Here is a 15,688-nt window from a genome sequence, read left to right on the forward strand (position 1 = left end):
GGGGTTTCACGAGTTCGCCGGCGCTGGCCACGGTGGCCTCGCAGTACGCGTCCTATCTCACAGGTCACCCGGGATCGCTGGCTACGGCGACGGCATCACTGATGGCGGAAATCGACTTCCTTCATTCCACACTCGGCAGTCTCACCGACGCGCTACGGTGCCAGGAGGAGAACTCCGCCGAAGCTTTCGACCGCACGACCCGCGTCACCCAAGGGCCTGCCGAATGCAGAGTCTTCACCATGTCGACAAGAAATGACGTTCCGGTCACAGACCTCGGCTACATTCCCCCGGTGGCAGCTGCAGAAGCAGCAAGCCAGCTCAAAGCGTTGACGGCAATGTTCGTCGGAGACGACAGCAGTATCCTCGCAGCTTCGGGACACTGGATGTCGACAGGCGCCAGAATCACAGCAGCCGTGGAATCACTGCAACGCGCAGCAGCAATCCTCGCGGCAACCACCCGCGGCTCCGCTTTCGAAAATGCCACGGCATCGATCGAATCCACCGTGGCGCGCGGTACCGTCATAGCTGCGAATGCCGTCGCCATGGGCAGAGCCATGGCCGAACTGCCCCCGATCAGGATAGCTGCCCTGACCCGCCTGCTGTCACTCGAGGCTGAGGCAGAGGCACGCACAGCAGCAGTGGCCGCCACTGCAGCACTGGACCCGGCAGCCGCTGTAGCAGGTAGAGCAGCAGCGGAAGCGGCAACTAGAGCCGATGTCACAGCATTCGTCACCGGATTCCTCCAGCCCGCTCTCGACACCGCACGCCCACCGGTGACGAACCTCGGCACCGAACCCGTCGGACACCACGGCGGTGGAATGCTGGGTACCGGAACCCCGGAAAGCACAAATCTCTCCGCCATGCCCACCACCGTATCCGCCGGAGTGGCTGCCGACGGTCACACCGCTACCGTAATGCCGTACACCCGGGACGTCCCACAGGCCGGTAATCCCGGCACAATGACAGCAGGAGCCCACACCGGAAACCTCGAACCACGGGGAACCACCCCCGTCAACGGCAACGGGACCACAGGAACACCGGGAGGTCATCTCAGCCCGCCAGCAGTTTCCCCGCAAACAACCGGACAGGACGGACGCAGCACAGTCGTACCCTCAGGAACACGTCCGACCACTCCACCCGCCCCGCTGGACCGGACCACGGCCCCCGCCACCACAGTGAACACGGCAACGGCCGGAACCCGGGGCACAGCGGGAACCACCACGACCCCGGTAACGCCTGCGACAGGCAGCCCCGGCGGAGCCGGACAGTACAACCCCGGAGTGGTACCAGGCCAACGCGGCAACAGTCCTTCCACCACCGGCACCAATAATGGAATGAACCGTGTCACCCAACCACTCCTGCCCCGGGCACTCGCCGGCGCCGGTCACACAGCGCCAGTCAACGGTGGTACGACGACCACACCAGGAAACGGCAGTGCGCCGCGAAACAATCCCGTCGGAGCAGGCGCACTGTCGACAGCAAGAGGCCCCGTCTCCGGCACACCCGGTACCGCCGTGTCAGCACCGGGCACACCGACACCCGGCACTCCGCCCCACGCTGCAGCCGGACACGGGACTGCCCCTGCCCCCGGAGTTCCCGGGGCACCCGGGACATCCGGCAACCGGCAACCGGGGTCAGCCGGCGGACCGGGTGCCGTCGGAACAGGAACACCGGTGACCGGCACCAGGGCCGGTCGACGGCCCTCCACGTCCCCGTTCACCGCAACGGGGAGAACATCAGGGAGAAAAGGAAGGAACAGAAGAGACCCGGTGAGAACCTACTTCCTGAAGCAGTTCCTCGGCAGGGACACCGGAACAGTCAAGCCGGTTATCCGCTGAATCCCACACAAGTTACGCCCCGGGAGAGGCGGTCACCGAGGCTGACCCCTGCGCGACGTGGGCGGTGCCCCCGTCCAACCGCCTGCCCAGATCCTCCGGCGACAAGGTGGACACCCCGTGGATGATGTCCAGTACCCGGTCATACCTGGGCGATGACCGCTTCAGATAAGACACATGGTCCTCCCCGGTCAACAGGACGAGCTTTGCCCGGCCCCCCTCAGCAGACAACCGGGACACATACCGCCGAGAATCATCCACCGGCACCACACTGTCATCTGTTCCGTGGACAGCAACCACCGGAATACGAGGATTGATGTTCTGGATCGGATCCACCGCGGCATAACGGTCAGGGACCTGCGAGGGAGAACCGCCCAGAACCCTCACCACATTGTCATCACCATGCTCTGCAGACCACCGCATATCCAGGGGGCCGGACAAGGAGACCACCCTGGTCGGCGTGAACCTCGGGTCCGCACCGATCTCACCCCTCTCCAGGTCACCCCGGGTCCCCGCCCAGGCAGCCAACTGTGCACCGGCACTGTGGCCCACGACAGTCTCATCGTCAACAGTGATCTCAGGATGACGCCTGTCCAGCTCAGGAACATAATCCAGGGCGTCAGCGACATCCGAGAACGTCACAGGCCACCCGCCACCACGGTCCACCGCACGGTACTCGACATTCAGAACCGCAACGCCCCGCGAAGTAAGGTCCCGGGCAATCCTGCGGGCCCCCGTCGCCCCCGAACGCCAGGCACCACCGTGAATGAACACCACAAGAGGAACCGAATCCTCGTCATGCCTTCCCGGGGGAAGATAGAAATCCGCCCAGTTCTGGGAAGGATCAGCCACACCGCCCCGCACCGGATAGACAACATGCTCGGTGAAACCGGAGTCACGGGACTCCCCGGCCGGTAACTCCGTGGACACCACAGCCTCCGAAAACACCTCCGCAGTGGGACGGGGTCCGACCCCCGACGGATCCCCCGGCACGCTAGAACCCGTCGAACCTGCAGCTCCCGCAGACTCAGGAGCGCCTGTGGCCCCTGAAGAGGAACCTGACCCGGAAACGTCACCGTACCCGCAGGAGACCAGGAGGACCGTGGACAACAAGGTGGAGAGCAGCACCGGGAAGCATGTGGAACAACGTGCCATGGGCTGAACAGTACCTGCGTCCGGTGGTCCTGTCCCCGTCCCCTGTGCATATGGTCCTCGGTACAGGCACTCCGCCGCCCCCGCGCGTGCAGGTCAGGGTACGGGTCGGCCCCGTGTCCCTGCGGACAGGGCACGGGGCCGGGGTGCCCGCCCCCACCGGGGCGGTCACATCAACCGGTTCACGTCAACCGGGTCAGAACGAACCGTCAATGTCCGTGACGACAACGACCTTCTGGTTCACGAACTCCTTGATACCCAGGTCAATCAACTCATGACCGTAACCGGAGTGCTTGACACCACCGAACGGGATATCCGCCTTCACACCCGTGGGCTGGTTGATGTACACCATGCCCGTGTCGATACGACGGGCGACCTTACGCGCCCGCTCAATATCAGTGGAGAACACCGACCCACCCAGACCGAACGGAGTGTCATTGGCGATACGCACCGCATCATCAGTGTCAGCGGCACGGTAGAGCTGGGTCACCGGACCGAAGAACTCCGTCTGCGAGGTCACCGACCCCTCCGCAATGTCGGTGATCAGCACCGGGCGGACGAACGCACCCTGCTCAGGCACCGGCGCACCGATGGTCTCCACCGTCGCACCCTCGGCCCGGGCAGCCTCGATCTGGGCCAGCACATCATCGGCGGCCTTCTGCGACGACAACGGTGCCAGCGTCGTCGCCGGATCCGTCGGATCACCGGCGACCAGGGCGGCGACGTGCTTCTTGTACTCGGCGAGGAACTGGTCGTACACCGCGTCGACGACGATCAGACGCTTCGACGACACGCACACCTGACCGGCGTTCCAGTGCCGGCCGAACGCGGCCCACCGGGCAGCCTTGTCGACCTCGGCGTCGTCGAGGACGACGAACGCGTCGGCACCGCCGAGTTCCAGGGTGGACTTCTTCAGGTACTTCGCCGCGGTGGCGGCCACCGCAGCCCCCGCACCCTCCGACCCGGTCAGGGCCACACCGCGGACCCGCGGGTCCGACAGGATCTGGTCGGTGGCGTCGTGGGCGGCGAAGACGTTGGTCAGAACTCCTTCCGGGGCCCCGGCCTGCCGGAACAGGTCGACCATCCGCAGGGCGGACTGGGGGACGTTGGAGGCGTGCTTGAGGATGACGGTGTTGCCGGCCAGGGTCTGCGGCGCGGAGATGCGCACGACCTGGTAGTAGGGGAAGTTCCAGGGCTCCACCGCGTAGAGCACGCCGAGGGGGTCGTTGACCAGGGCGACGTCCTGGTCGCCGAAGCCTTCGGCCGGCAGGTAGCGGGGGGCGAGGTGGGAGGCGCCGTAGCGGGAGTAGTACTCCAGGATCCCGGCGGACAGTTCGACCTCGGCTTCGGCTTCGCCGATGAGCTTGCCCATTTCCAGGGTCAGGGTTTCGGCGTAGTCGTGCTTGTTGTCGCGCAGGATCTGGGCGGCTTTGGCGAGCACGGCGGCGCGTTGTTCGACCGGGGTCGTCGACCAGGTGTGGAAGGTCGCGTCGGCGGTGGTGATCGCCGCGTCGATGTCCTCGGCGGTGGCGGTGTCGAAGGTCTTGACGACCTCACCGGTGTAGGGATTGGTGGTTGCGTAGGCCACTTCTGCGGTCCTTTCGCTCGGGAGCTCTTGTCACTGTCCGAGGTTAGGTCCACCTGTGGCATTCGCGCCCGGTGATATTGCACACATACAGGTCAGCCCGCCTTCCCCGGTGTCGGGGGAGGCGGGCCGGGCGGTGGACGCTGTCGCGTCCCGGTGCCGGAAACCTACTTGGCGGCCAGCTTGTTGAAGGTGGCGGCCAGGCCGGACTTCTTGTTCGCGGCGTTGTTCTTGTGGATGACCTTCTTGGTCGCCGCCTTGTCGAAGAGACGCGTGGCGACACGCAGCTGCTTCTCGGCACCTTCGACGTCACCGGCCTCGACGAGAGCGTGGAACTTGCGGGTCTCGGTGTGCAGGCGTGAACGGACTGCCTGGTTACGACGGCGGGCGATCTCGTTGGTGAGGACGCGCTTCTTCTGCTGCTTGATGTTTGCCACGGGGAATACCTCTTCCTGAACGGTGGAAATGCGGAATCGTTCGCCACTTCCGTGCGGGCCAACCGCAGTCACGGTCTCTGACATCCGGCCCAAGGTCCTGCCGGGTGCGGTGACTGCGCCACGCACGGTCGCGGGTCAACCTGGGAGATCTTACACGTCGGGGACGCCGCTACCTAACCGATCCAACGGGTCGAACCGGAGACGACCGATCTCACGACCACACCCCCGAGCACCCCCGCCGCCAGGAGCCGACCAGGTGGGTGTCGACGATCCCCACCGCCTCCATGAGGGCGAACATTGTCGTCGGTCCCACAAACGTGAATCCGCGTCTCTTGAGCTCCCGGGCGAGCGCGACGGACTCCGGCGAGGAGGTGGGGATCTCCGCCAGTGTCACGGGGGCCGGTGTCGTCGCCGGCCGGAAGGACCAGACCAGGGACGCGAGATCGCTGCCGTCGGCGCTGTCACCGTCCCTCATGGCGACGGTGGCGCGGGCGTTTCCCACCGTGGCGAGGATCTTGCGCCTGTTGCGCACGATCGTGGCGTCCTCCATGAGCCGTTCCACGTCGGCGTCGGTGAACGCGGCGACGCGGTCCGGGGCGAAGTCCGCGAACGCCGCGCGGAACGCCGGGCGTTTGCGCAGTATCGTCGCCCAGCTCAGCCCGGACTGGAACGCTTCGAGGCTCAGCCGCTCGAACATGCCCTGTTCGGAGGTCACGGGCATGCCCCATTCGGTGTCGTAGTAGTCACGCAGCAGCGGGTCCGAGGACGCCCAGGTGGGGCGGGCGCGTCCGTCAGCCCCGGTGACGAGGTCGGAGCCGGGCCCACTGTCAGGCACGGGCCAGTCCCGTCTCCCGCAGCGTGATGTTGAGGCGACCGGTGACACCGCACCCCTGCGGAGCGGTGCCGTCGAACACCTTCGGGACGCCGTGGAAGTTCCACCTGGCAGGACCACCGAAGATGAAGACGTCTCCGGACCGCAGTTCCACATCCGTGTAGGGCCTGGACCGGGAGTCGGCGTTGCCGAAACGGAACCTGCAGGTGTCACCGATCGACAGGGAGACGACCGGGGCAGGAGAGGTTTCGTCTGAGTCCCGGTGCATGCCCATTGTCGCCCCCGGGCCGTAGAGGTTGGCCAGCAGGGTGTCCGGCGTGTACGAGGCGTCGCCGGTGACCTGGCGTCCCACCGTCACGGCCCAGTCCGGGACGGGGAGAACGGGGGCGTTGTTGACGTCGGTGGCCCTCCTGGAGAAACCGCCGCCGGCCCAGTGCCAGCCCAGGGAGAGCATCTCCACACTCATCTGGCCCGACCCGTAGCGGGGACGCCGCGGAGGTACGGGCCCGGCGGCCCACCGACGGTACTGCCCGGCGATCCACTGCTGCTGGTGGACGGTCAGCCACCCGGGCAGCAGGACCGCGCCGGCGGGAAGCTCAACCGGCTGCCTGGGAGGCTCCGGCAGTTCGAACAGGGGTTCCGGGAAGTGGCGTGACGTCACCGGTCAGGACCACCCGTGCCGGTTACGCAGTTCGGCGGCGATCCGGTCGTAACGACGTTCCGGCATGAACACTCCCCGCCGCTGGATCCTGGCTTCGGGGATCTCGACGATCTTGTCGACCCTCACCCAGCACTTGTTGCCCTTCGGGTCCCACAGTCCTGTTCCGATGGGCACCCAGTTGCTCTCCGCACGGTGTTCGGGGTTGGAGCTGATGAGCATGCCGAGCAGGGTGTGGTGCTCATTCCTGCCGACGATGAGACATGCCCTGAGTTCGGGTTCGGCGTCCCTGCCCTTCACCACCCGGAACCACACCACCTCTCCGGGGTCGACCTGGCCGTCCATGTCCGGTGCGTAGATCACCGGACGGTTCATCGAGCTGGTCGGTACGGTCACGGTGATCTGGTTGTCCTCACGGTCCAGAGGTGCGCGGTCGGAAAGCCCCAGGTTGGCGTGGAGTTCGTCTATGCCTTCGTCAAGGTGGCCGCGGTGGTGGAAGTGCCGGTCCAGGAAGCGGCTGAAGAGGCGGACCGGGTTGGTGTAGGTGGTGGAGGACTCCGGCATGGGGTTCATGGTAGTCACACCGTTGCCGTCTGTCCTGCCGTTACCCGGCGGTCGTGGCTGTGGTCTGTGTGGTGCTGTGTGCTGTGGTCTGTGCTGCGCTCGGAGCGGCAGGGATGCGCGCGCATCCGGGGAGGAGCGGTGGGCGGCGGGTTGGTAGGCTCAACCTGATATCCACCCGTCCGGCAGAGCCCGTCGGACGGGACACGCCCCGCCGGTGCGGTCAGAGGCCGGAGCGGGGGCAGCGCATCACCCAGGAGGACCCGCATGGCGCCGAAGCAGCAGAACTACGCACTGGAGACGTTCACCGAGCCGAGCCGTATCCGCAACTTCTGCATCATCGCCCACATTGACCACGGGAAATCGACTCTGGCTGACCGGATCCTGCAGCTCTCCGGGGTGATCGAGGAACGTGACATGCGCGACCAGTACCTCGACAACATGGACATCGAACGTGAACGCGGTATCACCATCAAGGCGCAGAATCTGCGCCTGCCCTGGGTCCCGCGCTCGGGCCCGCACAAGGGCGAGCAGCTGGTGATGCACCTCATCGACACTCCCGGCCATGTGGACTTCACCTACGAGGTCTCCCGCGCCCTCGAGGCGTGTGAAGGTGCGATCCTGCTGGTGGACGCCGCACAAGGCATCGAGGCGCAGACACTGGCGAACCTGTACCTGGCCATGGACAAGGACCTGGAGATCATCCCGGTCCTCAACAAGATCGACCTGCCCGCCGCGGACCCGGACAAGTACTCCCTGGAGATCGCGAACATCATCGGCTGTGAGCCTGAGGATGTGCTGCGGATCTCCGCGAAGACAGGGGAGGGGATCCCGGCGCTGCTGGACAAGGTCTGTGAGCTGGTCCCCGCCCCGGGTGGGGATGAGGACGCCCCGGCCCGGGCACTGATCTTCGATTCCGTGTACGACATCTTCCGCGGAGTGGTGACCTACATCAGGGTCGTGGACGGAAAACTGGAGCCCCGCCAGAAGATCACGATGATGTCCACCGGCTCCACGCACGAGGCACTGGAGATCGGTGTGGTCTCCCCGCAGCCGACGAAGGCGAAGGGTCTGGGAGTGGGGGAGGTGGGCTACATCATCACCGGGGTCAAGGATGTGCGCCAGTCGAAGGTGGGTGACACGGTCACCACGGAGAAGAACGGCGCCACCGAGCCACTGAAGGGCTACGCCGAGCCGACGCCGATGGTGTACTCGGGCCTGTTCCCGGTATCCGCCGACCAGTACCCGGACCTGCGCGAAGCCATCGAGAAACTGCAGCTCAATGACGCCTCGCTCACGTTCGAGCCGGAGACGTCCACCGCCCTGGGGTTCGGGTTCCGCTGTGGTTTCCTGGGACTGCTGCACATGGAGATCACGAGGGACCGTCTGGAGCGGGAGTTCGACCTGGACCTGATCTCGACTGCGCCGAGCGTGGTGTACAAGATCGTCGCGGAGAACGGCGATGTGATGCACGTGCAGAACCCGTCGGACTGGCCGGAGGGCAAGATCAAGGAAGTCTACGAGCCGATGGTCAACATGACCATCATCGTGCCGGAGGAGTTCCTGGGCGGGGTGATGACCCTGTGCCAGGAAAAGCGCGGGCAGATGAAGAACATGGACTTCCTGTCCACTGACCGGGTGGAGCTGCGCTACTACATCCCGATGGGGGAGATCATCTTCGACTTCTTCGACATGCTGAAGTCGCGGACGAAGGGCTATGCCTCGCTGAACTATGAGGAGGACGGGGAGCAGCTGGCCGACCTGGTGAAGGTGGACATCCTGCTGCAGGGGGAGCCGGTGGACGCCTTCGCCGCGATTGTGCACCGTGACAATGCGCTGCACTACGGCAACAAGATGACGAAGAAGCTCAAGGAGCTGATCCCCCGCCAGCAGTTCGAGGTGCCGGTGCAGGCGGCCATCGGGTCGAAGATCATCTCGCGTACGAACATCCGTGCGTTGCGTAAGGATGTGCTGAGTAAATGTTATGGTGGTGACATCTCGCGCAAGAAGAAGCTGCTGGAGAAGCAGAAGGAAGGCAAGAAGCGCATGAAGGCCATCGGGTCGGTGTCCGTGCCGCAGGAGGCGTTTGTTGCTGCTCTGTCGACGGATGAGGGTTAGCTTTTCTCTCGCAGAAGAACTTGCTGGCCGCACCGATTTTCGTCTGCAGATTCTGAATGGAAATATACTCGCACGAACTAGCATGCACTATCTACCAAGGAGATCTAAATGGGAACCGACGCTCGGTCACAAGTTAGAGATAGTGAAATACAAAACCTCAGAAAGCGAGTAAGCGGGGAGAAATATGAGCACTATCTACGGAAGATTGAGATCGAAAACCTTCGAGGACTAACCGACACGGAGATAAGGTTCGACTTTCCAGTCACTGCGATTATCGGACCTAACGGATCGGGAAAATCGTCAGTTCTTGGGGCAGCTGGTCTGATATGCAAGGATCTCACTCCGAGAATCTTCTTCGCCCGAGCTGGAAAGTATGATGAATCTATGAGAGGATGGAAAGTAGAGTATAAATTTTACGCCCCGACGAGGTCGAAGAAGATTGGCAATGAGTCTAGGATGACTGCTAGTTATAGACAGTCAAAGTGGAATCGCGATGCCATCAAGCGGCCTGTAAAGTATATCGGTATATCGAGAACAATTCCAGCGGCGGAAAGAAAAAACCTCAGTAAGTTTATCGGTGGAAGCTTTTCTGCAGAGTTTGAATCTTCGCTAGACGGAAGAACTCGATCGGCCGTTGAGAGCATCCTCGGAAAGCCTGCAGATTCATACATTCGAGTTGGCAATGAAGCTGCGGATGTGAATGCCCACACATCCGGCAAGGCGATCTATGCATCCGCTGGTGATGGGCAGATGCAGGCGAGCTATTCAGAATTTCACTTTGGCGCAGGCGAAGCATCTATTATATCAATTGTCGACGAAGTTGAGAATGCGGGAGAGCAGGCACTCATTCTAATTGAAGAGATTGAAAACGGTCTCCACCCGGTTGCGACAAAAAGGCTAGTGGAATACCTGATCAAAGTCGCAAAGGAGAAGTCAGTTCAAGTAATATTCACGACACATTCAAATGATGCACTATCAGTGCTCCCCGGAGATGCGGTTTGGTCGGTAAGTGCGGGAAAACTCTATCAAGGAAAACTTGATGTCGCATCGCTCCGCGCGTTAACGGGGGAAATCGACACAAAATGTGCAATCTTCACTGAAGATAAGTTCTCTTCTGCGTTAGCCGAACAATCCCTTCGCACCATGCGAGTTCCTGACCACGGTGGCGAGAAAAAAGTGGACCTGTCATGCATTGATATACATGCATTAGGGGGTGAGGGGCAAGTGAGGGTTCATGCTAAGCATCATAACTCAGATCCTACGATCACTTTCCCTGTGGTGGGATTCTTGGACGGTGACATGAAGGCAGTTCGGAGCATAAATTCCGAATTGATTCAGCATCCGATAGCTCGAAGCCCTTTCAGGGACTTGGTTTTTGGTCCGGGCGAAGGAGATCCTGAAATCGCTATTTTCGAGGACATCGTTGATTCATTCGACGAAGGGGGAAAGAAGAATGCGCTTGGTCGTCTAACTCTGCGTCTTTCGTTGGATACAAGCGACCAAGAGCGAGTGCGTAGAGTTTGCGGGGAGATTCGCTTGACTAATACAGATCCTCATTTGTTATTTTCGCAAGTTGCCGAGTATCTAGACTTTATGGCTACTTCGGCTGTCGAGGGGGCCTTCATTTCGTGCTGGTGCGAACTATTCTCGAACAAGGTAGAGGATATTTGGAAAGGATCTTTCGGGGTCTTGCCGCTGATTGACTAATTATTAGTTCTGTAATAAACTGACTGGATTTATGAATGGGAGCAAGAGGGTGGCGGTAGTATTGGAGGATGTTTCAATTTCATGCGCTATCGCCACTTGGAATTGGCGGAAATGCAATTTCTCCTGTGTGACCCTTCGGTAGGAAAACAGTGTCGAGTAGGCGGGTTCAACCGGTTGATGTAAAACTGGTCTGTTGGAGTGAGTGTAGCTGCTCTCTGAGAGCTTCGGCCGGAGTGCGCCAGCCGAGGACTTTTCGGGGCCTGTTGTTGAGTGAGAGGGCAACGATTTCAAGGTCCTCAGCCGACCATATCGATAGGTCCGTAATCTTCGGGAAGTACTGACGCAGCATCCCGTTGGAGTTCTCGTTCGCGGGTGGTTGCCAGTGCGAGTGTGGGTCGGCGAAGAACACCTTCGTGCCGGTGTCGAGGGTGAACCGCGCGTGCCCGGAGAGCTCTTTGCCGCGGTCCCAGGCAAGGGTCTTGCGAAGCTGTTCGGACAGGCGGGTTATCAACGCCGTCAGCGCAGTGTTCATCGCCTCGGCACCGTACGCGCTCAGCGATGGACCGCTGTTCGTGGGAGGTGTCGTGCCCCACCCCTGGAGTCTCAGTAGGTGCACCAGCAGCGTCGCCAGGCTGGAGCGTTCAATGACCGTGCCGAGCGCGGACCGGGCCGTACCGATGATCAGGTCGCCCTCCCCGTGGTCAGGAACCGCGTGGTCAGCGGCCTCGGCGGGCAGCTTGCTGAGGACCACCTCCGCGGTGACATGCCCCTGCGGCTTGTTCCGTGCTCGTGCCCGAGGCTGGCGCAGTGCCCGCCCGGCGCGAAGACAGGTCACCAGCTCCCGCTTGAGCGCGCCACGACCCTCGATGAACAACGACTGGTAGATCGCTTCGTGACTGATACGCATGGACTCATCATCAGGGAAATCGATCTCAAGCCGGTGAGAGATTTGCTCCGGACTCCACGCCGTCGCCCACTGACGATCCTGCCGGTGTGGCTTGCCCCGGCCCTTCCACCCCGCCGTCACCGGCCCAGCAAGCGGTTGTCACGGCTCGGGGAGAAGCCACCCCAGGTGTCAGTCGATTTCGCCGAGCCGAGGTAGCGGTGCAGCTGCCGGCCCGGAGGTTCTCCTACCGATATTGCAGCGTGAGAGAGCCACGGTATGCACCCATTCTCCCCATCCACCCCGTCGTCGAGCTGACCCCGGAGGACAATGCGGGGCAGGTGGGCCAGGTGACAGAATCACACTGTCTTTGGTCATCGGAGAACAGGCTTTCTCGTCACCTGCTGCCATGATCGGCCGTGTACTGGACGGGCAGTGTCCGGGCACCGGTGCGTGTCCCGGACCTCGATCTGGGCCCGGCCTGCCTCAGATTCCGGAACCACCCGCACCCAGTGTTCGGGCGAGTTCCCCGAAACCCTCGGCGACGATGTCCCAGTCACTTTCCGCCTCAAGGTCGGTGACCTGCCGGGGTCCGTTCTCGGTCCGGCGGGGTACGAAGACCGTCCGCAGTCCGCAGGCCCGGGCAGCGGCAAGATCGTCATTGTGCGCGGCGACCATGGCGACCTGGGACGGTTCCAGCCCCAGGATGTCCACGGTGCGCAGGTAGGTCTCCGGAGCCGGCTTGTAGGACTGCACCACCTCGGCGCCGAGGATCGCGTCCCAGGGCAGTCCGGCCCGTTTGGCCATGTCGAGTGCGAGGCGCACGTTGGCGTTGGACATGGGGGCGATGATGTACCGCTCGCGAAGTGAGCGGAGACCGGCGATCACATCGGGCCAGGGGTCCAGCCTGTGCCAGACGAGGTTGAGCTCGTCCCGCTCAGCGACGGCGACGGCGTCCGGGTCGGTGCCGAGGCCGGCAAGTACACGGTCAAGATTCTCCCTGTGGAGTTCGTCGAGGCGGACGAACGGGCGTTCGCCGCTGCGGACGCGTTCCATGGCCGGTTGGTATTCGGCGCGCCACCGGTCGGCGAAGTCGTACGGGTCGACGGCGGGGGCGTGGCGGCGGAGGAACGGCGCGGACTGCCGGGCCACACCTCCGCGCCAGTCGACCACTGTTCCGAAGACGTCGAAGACAAGTGCCTTGACAGCGGTCATCTCTTCGGGGAGCACAGCACGGCGGGGGACACCTGGGGCGGCAGTGGATGCCTCGTGGGCTGTTTCGGGGACTGTCTCGTGGGGTGTGTGGCGGGGCATCTGGGTTCCTAACCTGGGTCGTGGGAGTCAGCGGGACCGGGAGCGACGGCGCGCGGCGTGGGCCCGTGCTTTCATGCGGTTGCCGCAGGTGGACATGGAGCACCACTTTGCCGTTCCTGGACGGGTGTGATCGATGAGGTAGAGGTTGCATTCTTCGTTCGCGCACGCCCTGAGCCGTCCCGGCAGGCGTTGACTGACCGCCGACCAGGCCTGGATGACCTGCGCGGCAAGTCGGACGTCGTCCGGTGCGGCGAGGCTCCAGCTGAGTCCTCCCGGGGTGACCGTGCCCACCATGTGGACCTCGTCCATGACCTGCTGCAGGGCGCCGAGGGTTTCCGTTCGGCCGCGGATCAGTGACTGGAGTGCGTCGCGGACCCTCCTGAGCTGTTCCAGTTCCTCCGGGGAACCGGTACCTCCGAGAGTCCTGGCCAGGTCCGCACCGCGCTCACCTGTCAGGTGTTCTTCGGGGTGTCCTCCGTTCAGTGGTGCGGTGTTCAGGACGCCCAGCAGCAGTTCTTCCTCGTCGATCATGCATCGACCTCCCATCGGTGCCTATGCTACGGTACGGATAACCAGTAAGCAACGTTTTGGAGGTTAGTGATGTCTGTTGTGCGCCACCGCACGGTCACGGTCCACGGGCTCGACATCTTCTACCGGGAAGCCGGACCACAGGACGCCCCGGTCCTGCTCCTGCTGCACGGATATCCCAGCAGTTCCCACATGTTCCGCCACCTGATCCCCGTCCTCGGCGAGGACTACCACGTGATCGCACCAGACCATGTCGGCTTCGGCCGGTCGTCCGCCCCCGCGGTGGAGGAATTCACCTACACCTTCGACGCACTCGCCGACGTCACACGTGGATTCCTCCGGGCTCTGGGGGTCAGGAGGTACACCGTGTACGTCCAGGACTACGGCGCTCCCGTCGCCTGGCGTCTCGCACTCGCCGACCCGGCAGCGGTGGAGGGCGTCATCTCCCAGAACGGCAACGCCTATGAGGAAGGGTTCGTCCCGGAGTTCTGGGACCCGATCTGGGCCTACGGCCAGGATCCCACCCCCGCCAACGAACAGGCCCTGCGCCCGGCACTCGGGAGGGAGGCTGTCGAGTGGCAGTACCTGCACGGCGTCCCGGAACCGGACACGGTGGACCCGGACGCGTGGGAGCACGACCTCGCACTGCTCGCCCGGCCCGGAAACGACAGCATCCAGCTCGCACTCTTCGGCGACTACAGCTCCAACCTGCCCCTGTACCCGCGGGTCCACGCATGGCTCCGCACGTCACAGGTTCCTGTTCTCGCCGTGTGGGGCCGAAACGACGAGATCTTCGGCAGTGCAGGAGCTGAAGCGTTCCGCAGGGACGCCCCGCACGCCCGCATCGAACTGCTTGACGGCGGGCACTTCCTCCTGGAATCCCACGGTGACCAGGTTGCGGCGATCATCCGTGAGTGGCTGGCCGGAGTACGGGAGATCCCGGCCGGGAAGTGACGATTTGAGGGGATCCTGCGGCTTCCCCCGCTCCACGGACCCAGTGGGTGAACTCGGGCAACCTGTTCTCTCCGGCGGTGGAGGACAACAGCAGAGCCAGGAACTCGGTGACCTCAGGGGTGCGGGGGCGGGTCGAGTCCCGGAGGATACCGACGCGCCGGGTCACCGGCACCGATGTGTCCAGCGGTACCAGCGGGCGGATCGTCACCCCCGCCACCCTGGTCATGGGTACCACGAACCCGGGGACGGCCGAGATGCCCAGGCCGGCGGCGCACAGTCCGGCGACCGCGGAGATTGTCCCGGCGGAGACGGTCCGGGACGGTACGATACCGGCACCGCCGAGGATCCGGTCGGTCATCCTCCGGACGGAACTGGCTCCGGTGAAGGAGACGAAAGGTTGACCGGCGAGATCGGTCCACGAGACCGACTCCTGCGCGGCGAGGGGGTGGGAGGACGGCAGGATACAGACGAATTCGTCCTCGGCGACGGGGGTGAACCGGAAATGGTCCGGGAGCGGGTGGAACAGTTCGGCGTCCTCCGCGGTGACGGCCAGGTCGACGGAACCCTCCCTGCATAGGCCGAGGATGTCGGCCGCCTTGAGGTCGAGGAGGTCGATCGTCGCATGGGGGAACGCGTGGTGGAACCGGTGGATGAACGGCGGCAGCAAGGTGGCGGCGAGGGAGGGGAGGGTCGCTATTCTCAGGTTCCCGTTCGGGCCGTTGAGGTAGCTGACGAAGTTGTTGACCGAACGGTCGTAGGTTCCGACGATGAGTCGGGCGGTCCGGACGAACTCCTCACCGGTGTCGGTGAGGACCACTTTCCGTGTCGTCCGGTCGAACAGGCGGGTGCCGACCGTCCGCTCCACCAGGGCGACAATCCTGCTGAGCGAGGACTGGGACTGCCCGAGAGTGTCGGCAGCCGCGGTGAATCCACCCTGGTCGGCGATGCAGATGACGGTCCGCATGTGATCGACGGTGATCTCATTCATGCGCATGGATCATTAATCTATGCTACATTGTTGTTGGACACAACTAAGTGGCGTGGCTCATACTCAACTCCGTCCACGCGGCGTGTCGTCTGCATCACATCCTGGTGCCCTACGGCCGCCGCAGTACCTATGAGAG

Annotated in this window: 14 protein-coding genes and 1 pseudogene; 5 read left to right on the top strand and 10 right to left on the bottom strand. The window is 63.4% G+C overall.

Annotated elements, in window-relative coordinates:
- Positions 1–101 precede the first annotated feature (101 nt).
- Positions 102–1,838, top strand: coding sequence for a hypothetical protein (locus E0E18_RS14060; protein WP_202616777.1), 1,737 nt, complete (start codon positions 102–104; stop codon positions 1,836–1,838).
- A gap of 12 nt (positions 1,839–1,850) precedes the next feature.
- On the opposite strand, the gene E0E18_RS13400 is transcribed toward E0E18_RS14060, so the two are convergent.
- Positions 1,851–2,765: an alpha/beta hydrolase family protein gene (locus E0E18_RS13400; protein WP_337189543.1), complete on the bottom strand. Its 915-nt coding sequence runs from the start codon at positions 2,763–2,765 to the stop codon at positions 1,851–1,853.
- Positions 2,766–2,874: 109 nt separating this feature from the next.
- On the opposite strand from E0E18_RS13400, the gene E0E18_RS14360 reads away from it, so the two are divergent.
- Positions 2,875–2,997 (top strand): hypothetical protein, encoded by a 123-nt coding sequence (locus E0E18_RS14360; RefSeq protein ID WP_272914269.1) that lies wholly within the window; start codon positions 2,875–2,877, stop codon positions 2,995–2,997.
- 186 nt (positions 2,998–3,183) lie between these two features.
- Here the strand turns inward: E0E18_RS14360 and E0E18_RS13405 are convergent, their stop codons facing one another.
- The 5 genes from E0E18_RS13405 to E0E18_RS13425 form a co-directional block, all read right to left on the bottom strand.
- Positions 3,184–4,575, bottom strand: a complete 1,392-nt coding sequence (locus tag E0E18_RS13405; protein WP_066584898.1) for an NAD-dependent succinate-semialdehyde dehydrogenase — start codon at positions 4,573–4,575, stop codon at positions 3,184–3,186.
- Positions 4,576–4,739: 164 nt separating this feature from the next.
- The gene (rpsT, locus tag E0E18_RS13410) at positions 4,740–5,009 is read right to left on the bottom strand and encodes a 30S ribosomal protein S20 (protein WP_066584901.1); all 270 of its coding nucleotides are present in this window, start codon (positions 5,007–5,009) and stop codon (positions 4,740–4,742) included.
- A gap of 211 nt (positions 5,010–5,220) precedes the next feature.
- Entirely contained in the window at positions 5,221–5,844 is a 624-nt protein-coding gene (locus E0E18_RS13415) for a DNA-3-methyladenine glycosylase I (protein ID WP_066584913.1), read from the bottom strand.
- Positions 5,837–6,502 (bottom strand): alpha-ketoglutarate-dependent dioxygenase AlkB family protein, encoded by a 666-nt coding sequence (locus tag E0E18_RS13420; RefSeq protein WP_130841795.1) that lies wholly within the window; start codon positions 6,500–6,502, stop codon positions 5,837–5,839. Before E0E18_RS13420 ends, E0E18_RS13415 begins: the two co-directional genes overlap by 8 nt.
- A 3-nt stretch (positions 6,503–6,505) precedes the next feature.
- Positions 6,506–7,072, bottom strand: a complete 567-nt coding sequence (locus E0E18_RS13425; protein WP_066584918.1) for a type II toxin-antitoxin system PemK/MazF family toxin — start codon at positions 7,070–7,072, stop codon at positions 6,506–6,508.
- 255 nt (positions 7,073–7,327) lie between these two features.
- On the opposite strand from E0E18_RS13425, the gene lepA reads away from it, so the two are divergent.
- Positions 7,328–9,178: a translation elongation factor 4 gene (gene lepA, locus E0E18_RS13430; RefSeq protein ID WP_130841797.1), complete on the top strand. Its 1,851-nt coding sequence runs from the start codon at positions 7,328–7,330 to the stop codon at positions 9,176–9,178.
- Positions 9,179–9,286: 108 nt separating this feature from the next.
- Complete coding sequence (locus E0E18_RS13435) at positions 9,287–10,885, top strand: ATP-dependent nuclease (RefSeq protein ID WP_130841799.1); 1,599 nt, start codon at positions 9,287–9,289, stop codon at positions 10,883–10,885.
- A 166-nt stretch (positions 10,886–11,051) separates the two neighbouring features.
- On the opposite strand, the pseudogene E0E18_RS13440 reads toward E0E18_RS13435, so the two are convergent.
- From E0E18_RS13440 to E0E18_RS13450, 3 genes and pseudogenes are all read right to left on the bottom strand, one after another.
- Positions 11,052–11,924: pseudogene (locus E0E18_RS13440) on the bottom strand (IS30 family transposase); the annotation flags it as partial.
- A gap of 330 nt (positions 11,925–12,254) precedes the next feature.
- On the bottom strand, positions 12,255–13,082 hold the full coding sequence (locus E0E18_RS13445; protein ID WP_337189544.1) for a haloacid dehalogenase type II: 828 nt from the start codon (positions 13,080–13,082) through the stop codon (positions 12,255–12,257).
- 27 nt (positions 13,083–13,109) lie between these two features.
- Positions 13,110–13,613: a CGNR zinc finger domain-containing protein gene (locus E0E18_RS13450; RefSeq protein WP_130841801.1), complete on the bottom strand. Its 504-nt coding sequence runs from the start codon at positions 13,611–13,613 to the stop codon at positions 13,110–13,112.
- 69 nt (positions 13,614–13,682) lie between these two features.
- Between E0E18_RS13450 and E0E18_RS13455 the strand changes: the two genes are divergently transcribed.
- A complete protein-coding gene (locus E0E18_RS13455) occupies positions 13,683–14,564 on the top strand; it encodes an alpha/beta fold hydrolase (protein WP_130841803.1) in 882 nt (293 codons plus the stop codon).
- Here E0E18_RS13455 and E0E18_RS13460 read toward each other — a convergent pair.
- The gene (locus E0E18_RS13460; protein WP_161972313.1) at positions 14,515–15,552 is read right to left on the bottom strand and encodes a LysR family transcriptional regulator; all 1,038 of its coding nucleotides are present in this window, start codon (positions 15,550–15,552) and stop codon (positions 14,515–14,517) included. The two genes, E0E18_RS13455 and E0E18_RS13460, sit on opposite strands and share 50 nt — an antisense overlap.
- Positions 15,553–15,688: the final 136 nt, after the last annotated feature.

This window comes from Corynebacterium neomassiliense, assembly GCF_900626215.1.
GTDB classification, from domain to species: domain Bacteria; phylum Actinomycetota; class Actinomycetes; order Mycobacteriales; family Mycobacteriaceae; genus Corynebacterium; species Corynebacterium neomassiliense.

What these genes read in the sequence shown, in the direction of transcription:
- E0E18_RS14060 (WP_202616777.1), top strand. Translation starts at nt 102, where the DNA reads ATGGCGGAAATCGACTTCCTTCATTCCACACTCGGCAGTCTCACCGAC.
- E0E18_RS13425 (WP_066584918.1), bottom strand. Translation starts at nt 7,072, where the DNA reads ATGAACCCCATGCCGGAGTCCTCCACCACCTACACCAACCCGGTCCGC.
- lepA (WP_130841797.1), top strand. Translation starts at nt 7,328, where the DNA reads ATGGCGCCGAAGCAGCAGAACTACGCACTGGAGACGTTCACCGAGCCG.
- E0E18_RS13435 (WP_130841799.1), top strand. Translation starts at nt 9,287, where the DNA reads ATGGGAACCGACGCTCGGTCACAAGTTAGAGATAGTGAAATACAAAAC.
- E0E18_RS13445 (WP_337189544.1), bottom strand. Translation starts at nt 13,082, where the DNA reads ATGCCCCGCCACACACCCCACGAGACAGTCCCCGAAACAGCCCACGAG.
- E0E18_RS13450 (WP_130841801.1), bottom strand. Translation starts at nt 13,613, where the DNA reads ATGATCGACGAGGAAGAACTGCTGCTGGGCGTCCTGAACACCGCACCA.
- E0E18_RS13455 (WP_130841803.1), top strand. Translation starts at nt 13,683, where the DNA reads ATGTCTGTTGTGCGCCACCGCACGGTCACGGTCCACGGGCTCGACATC.
- E0E18_RS13460 (WP_161972313.1), bottom strand. Translation starts at nt 15,552, where the DNA reads ATGAATGAGATCACCGTCGATCACATGCGGACCGTCATCTGCATCGCC.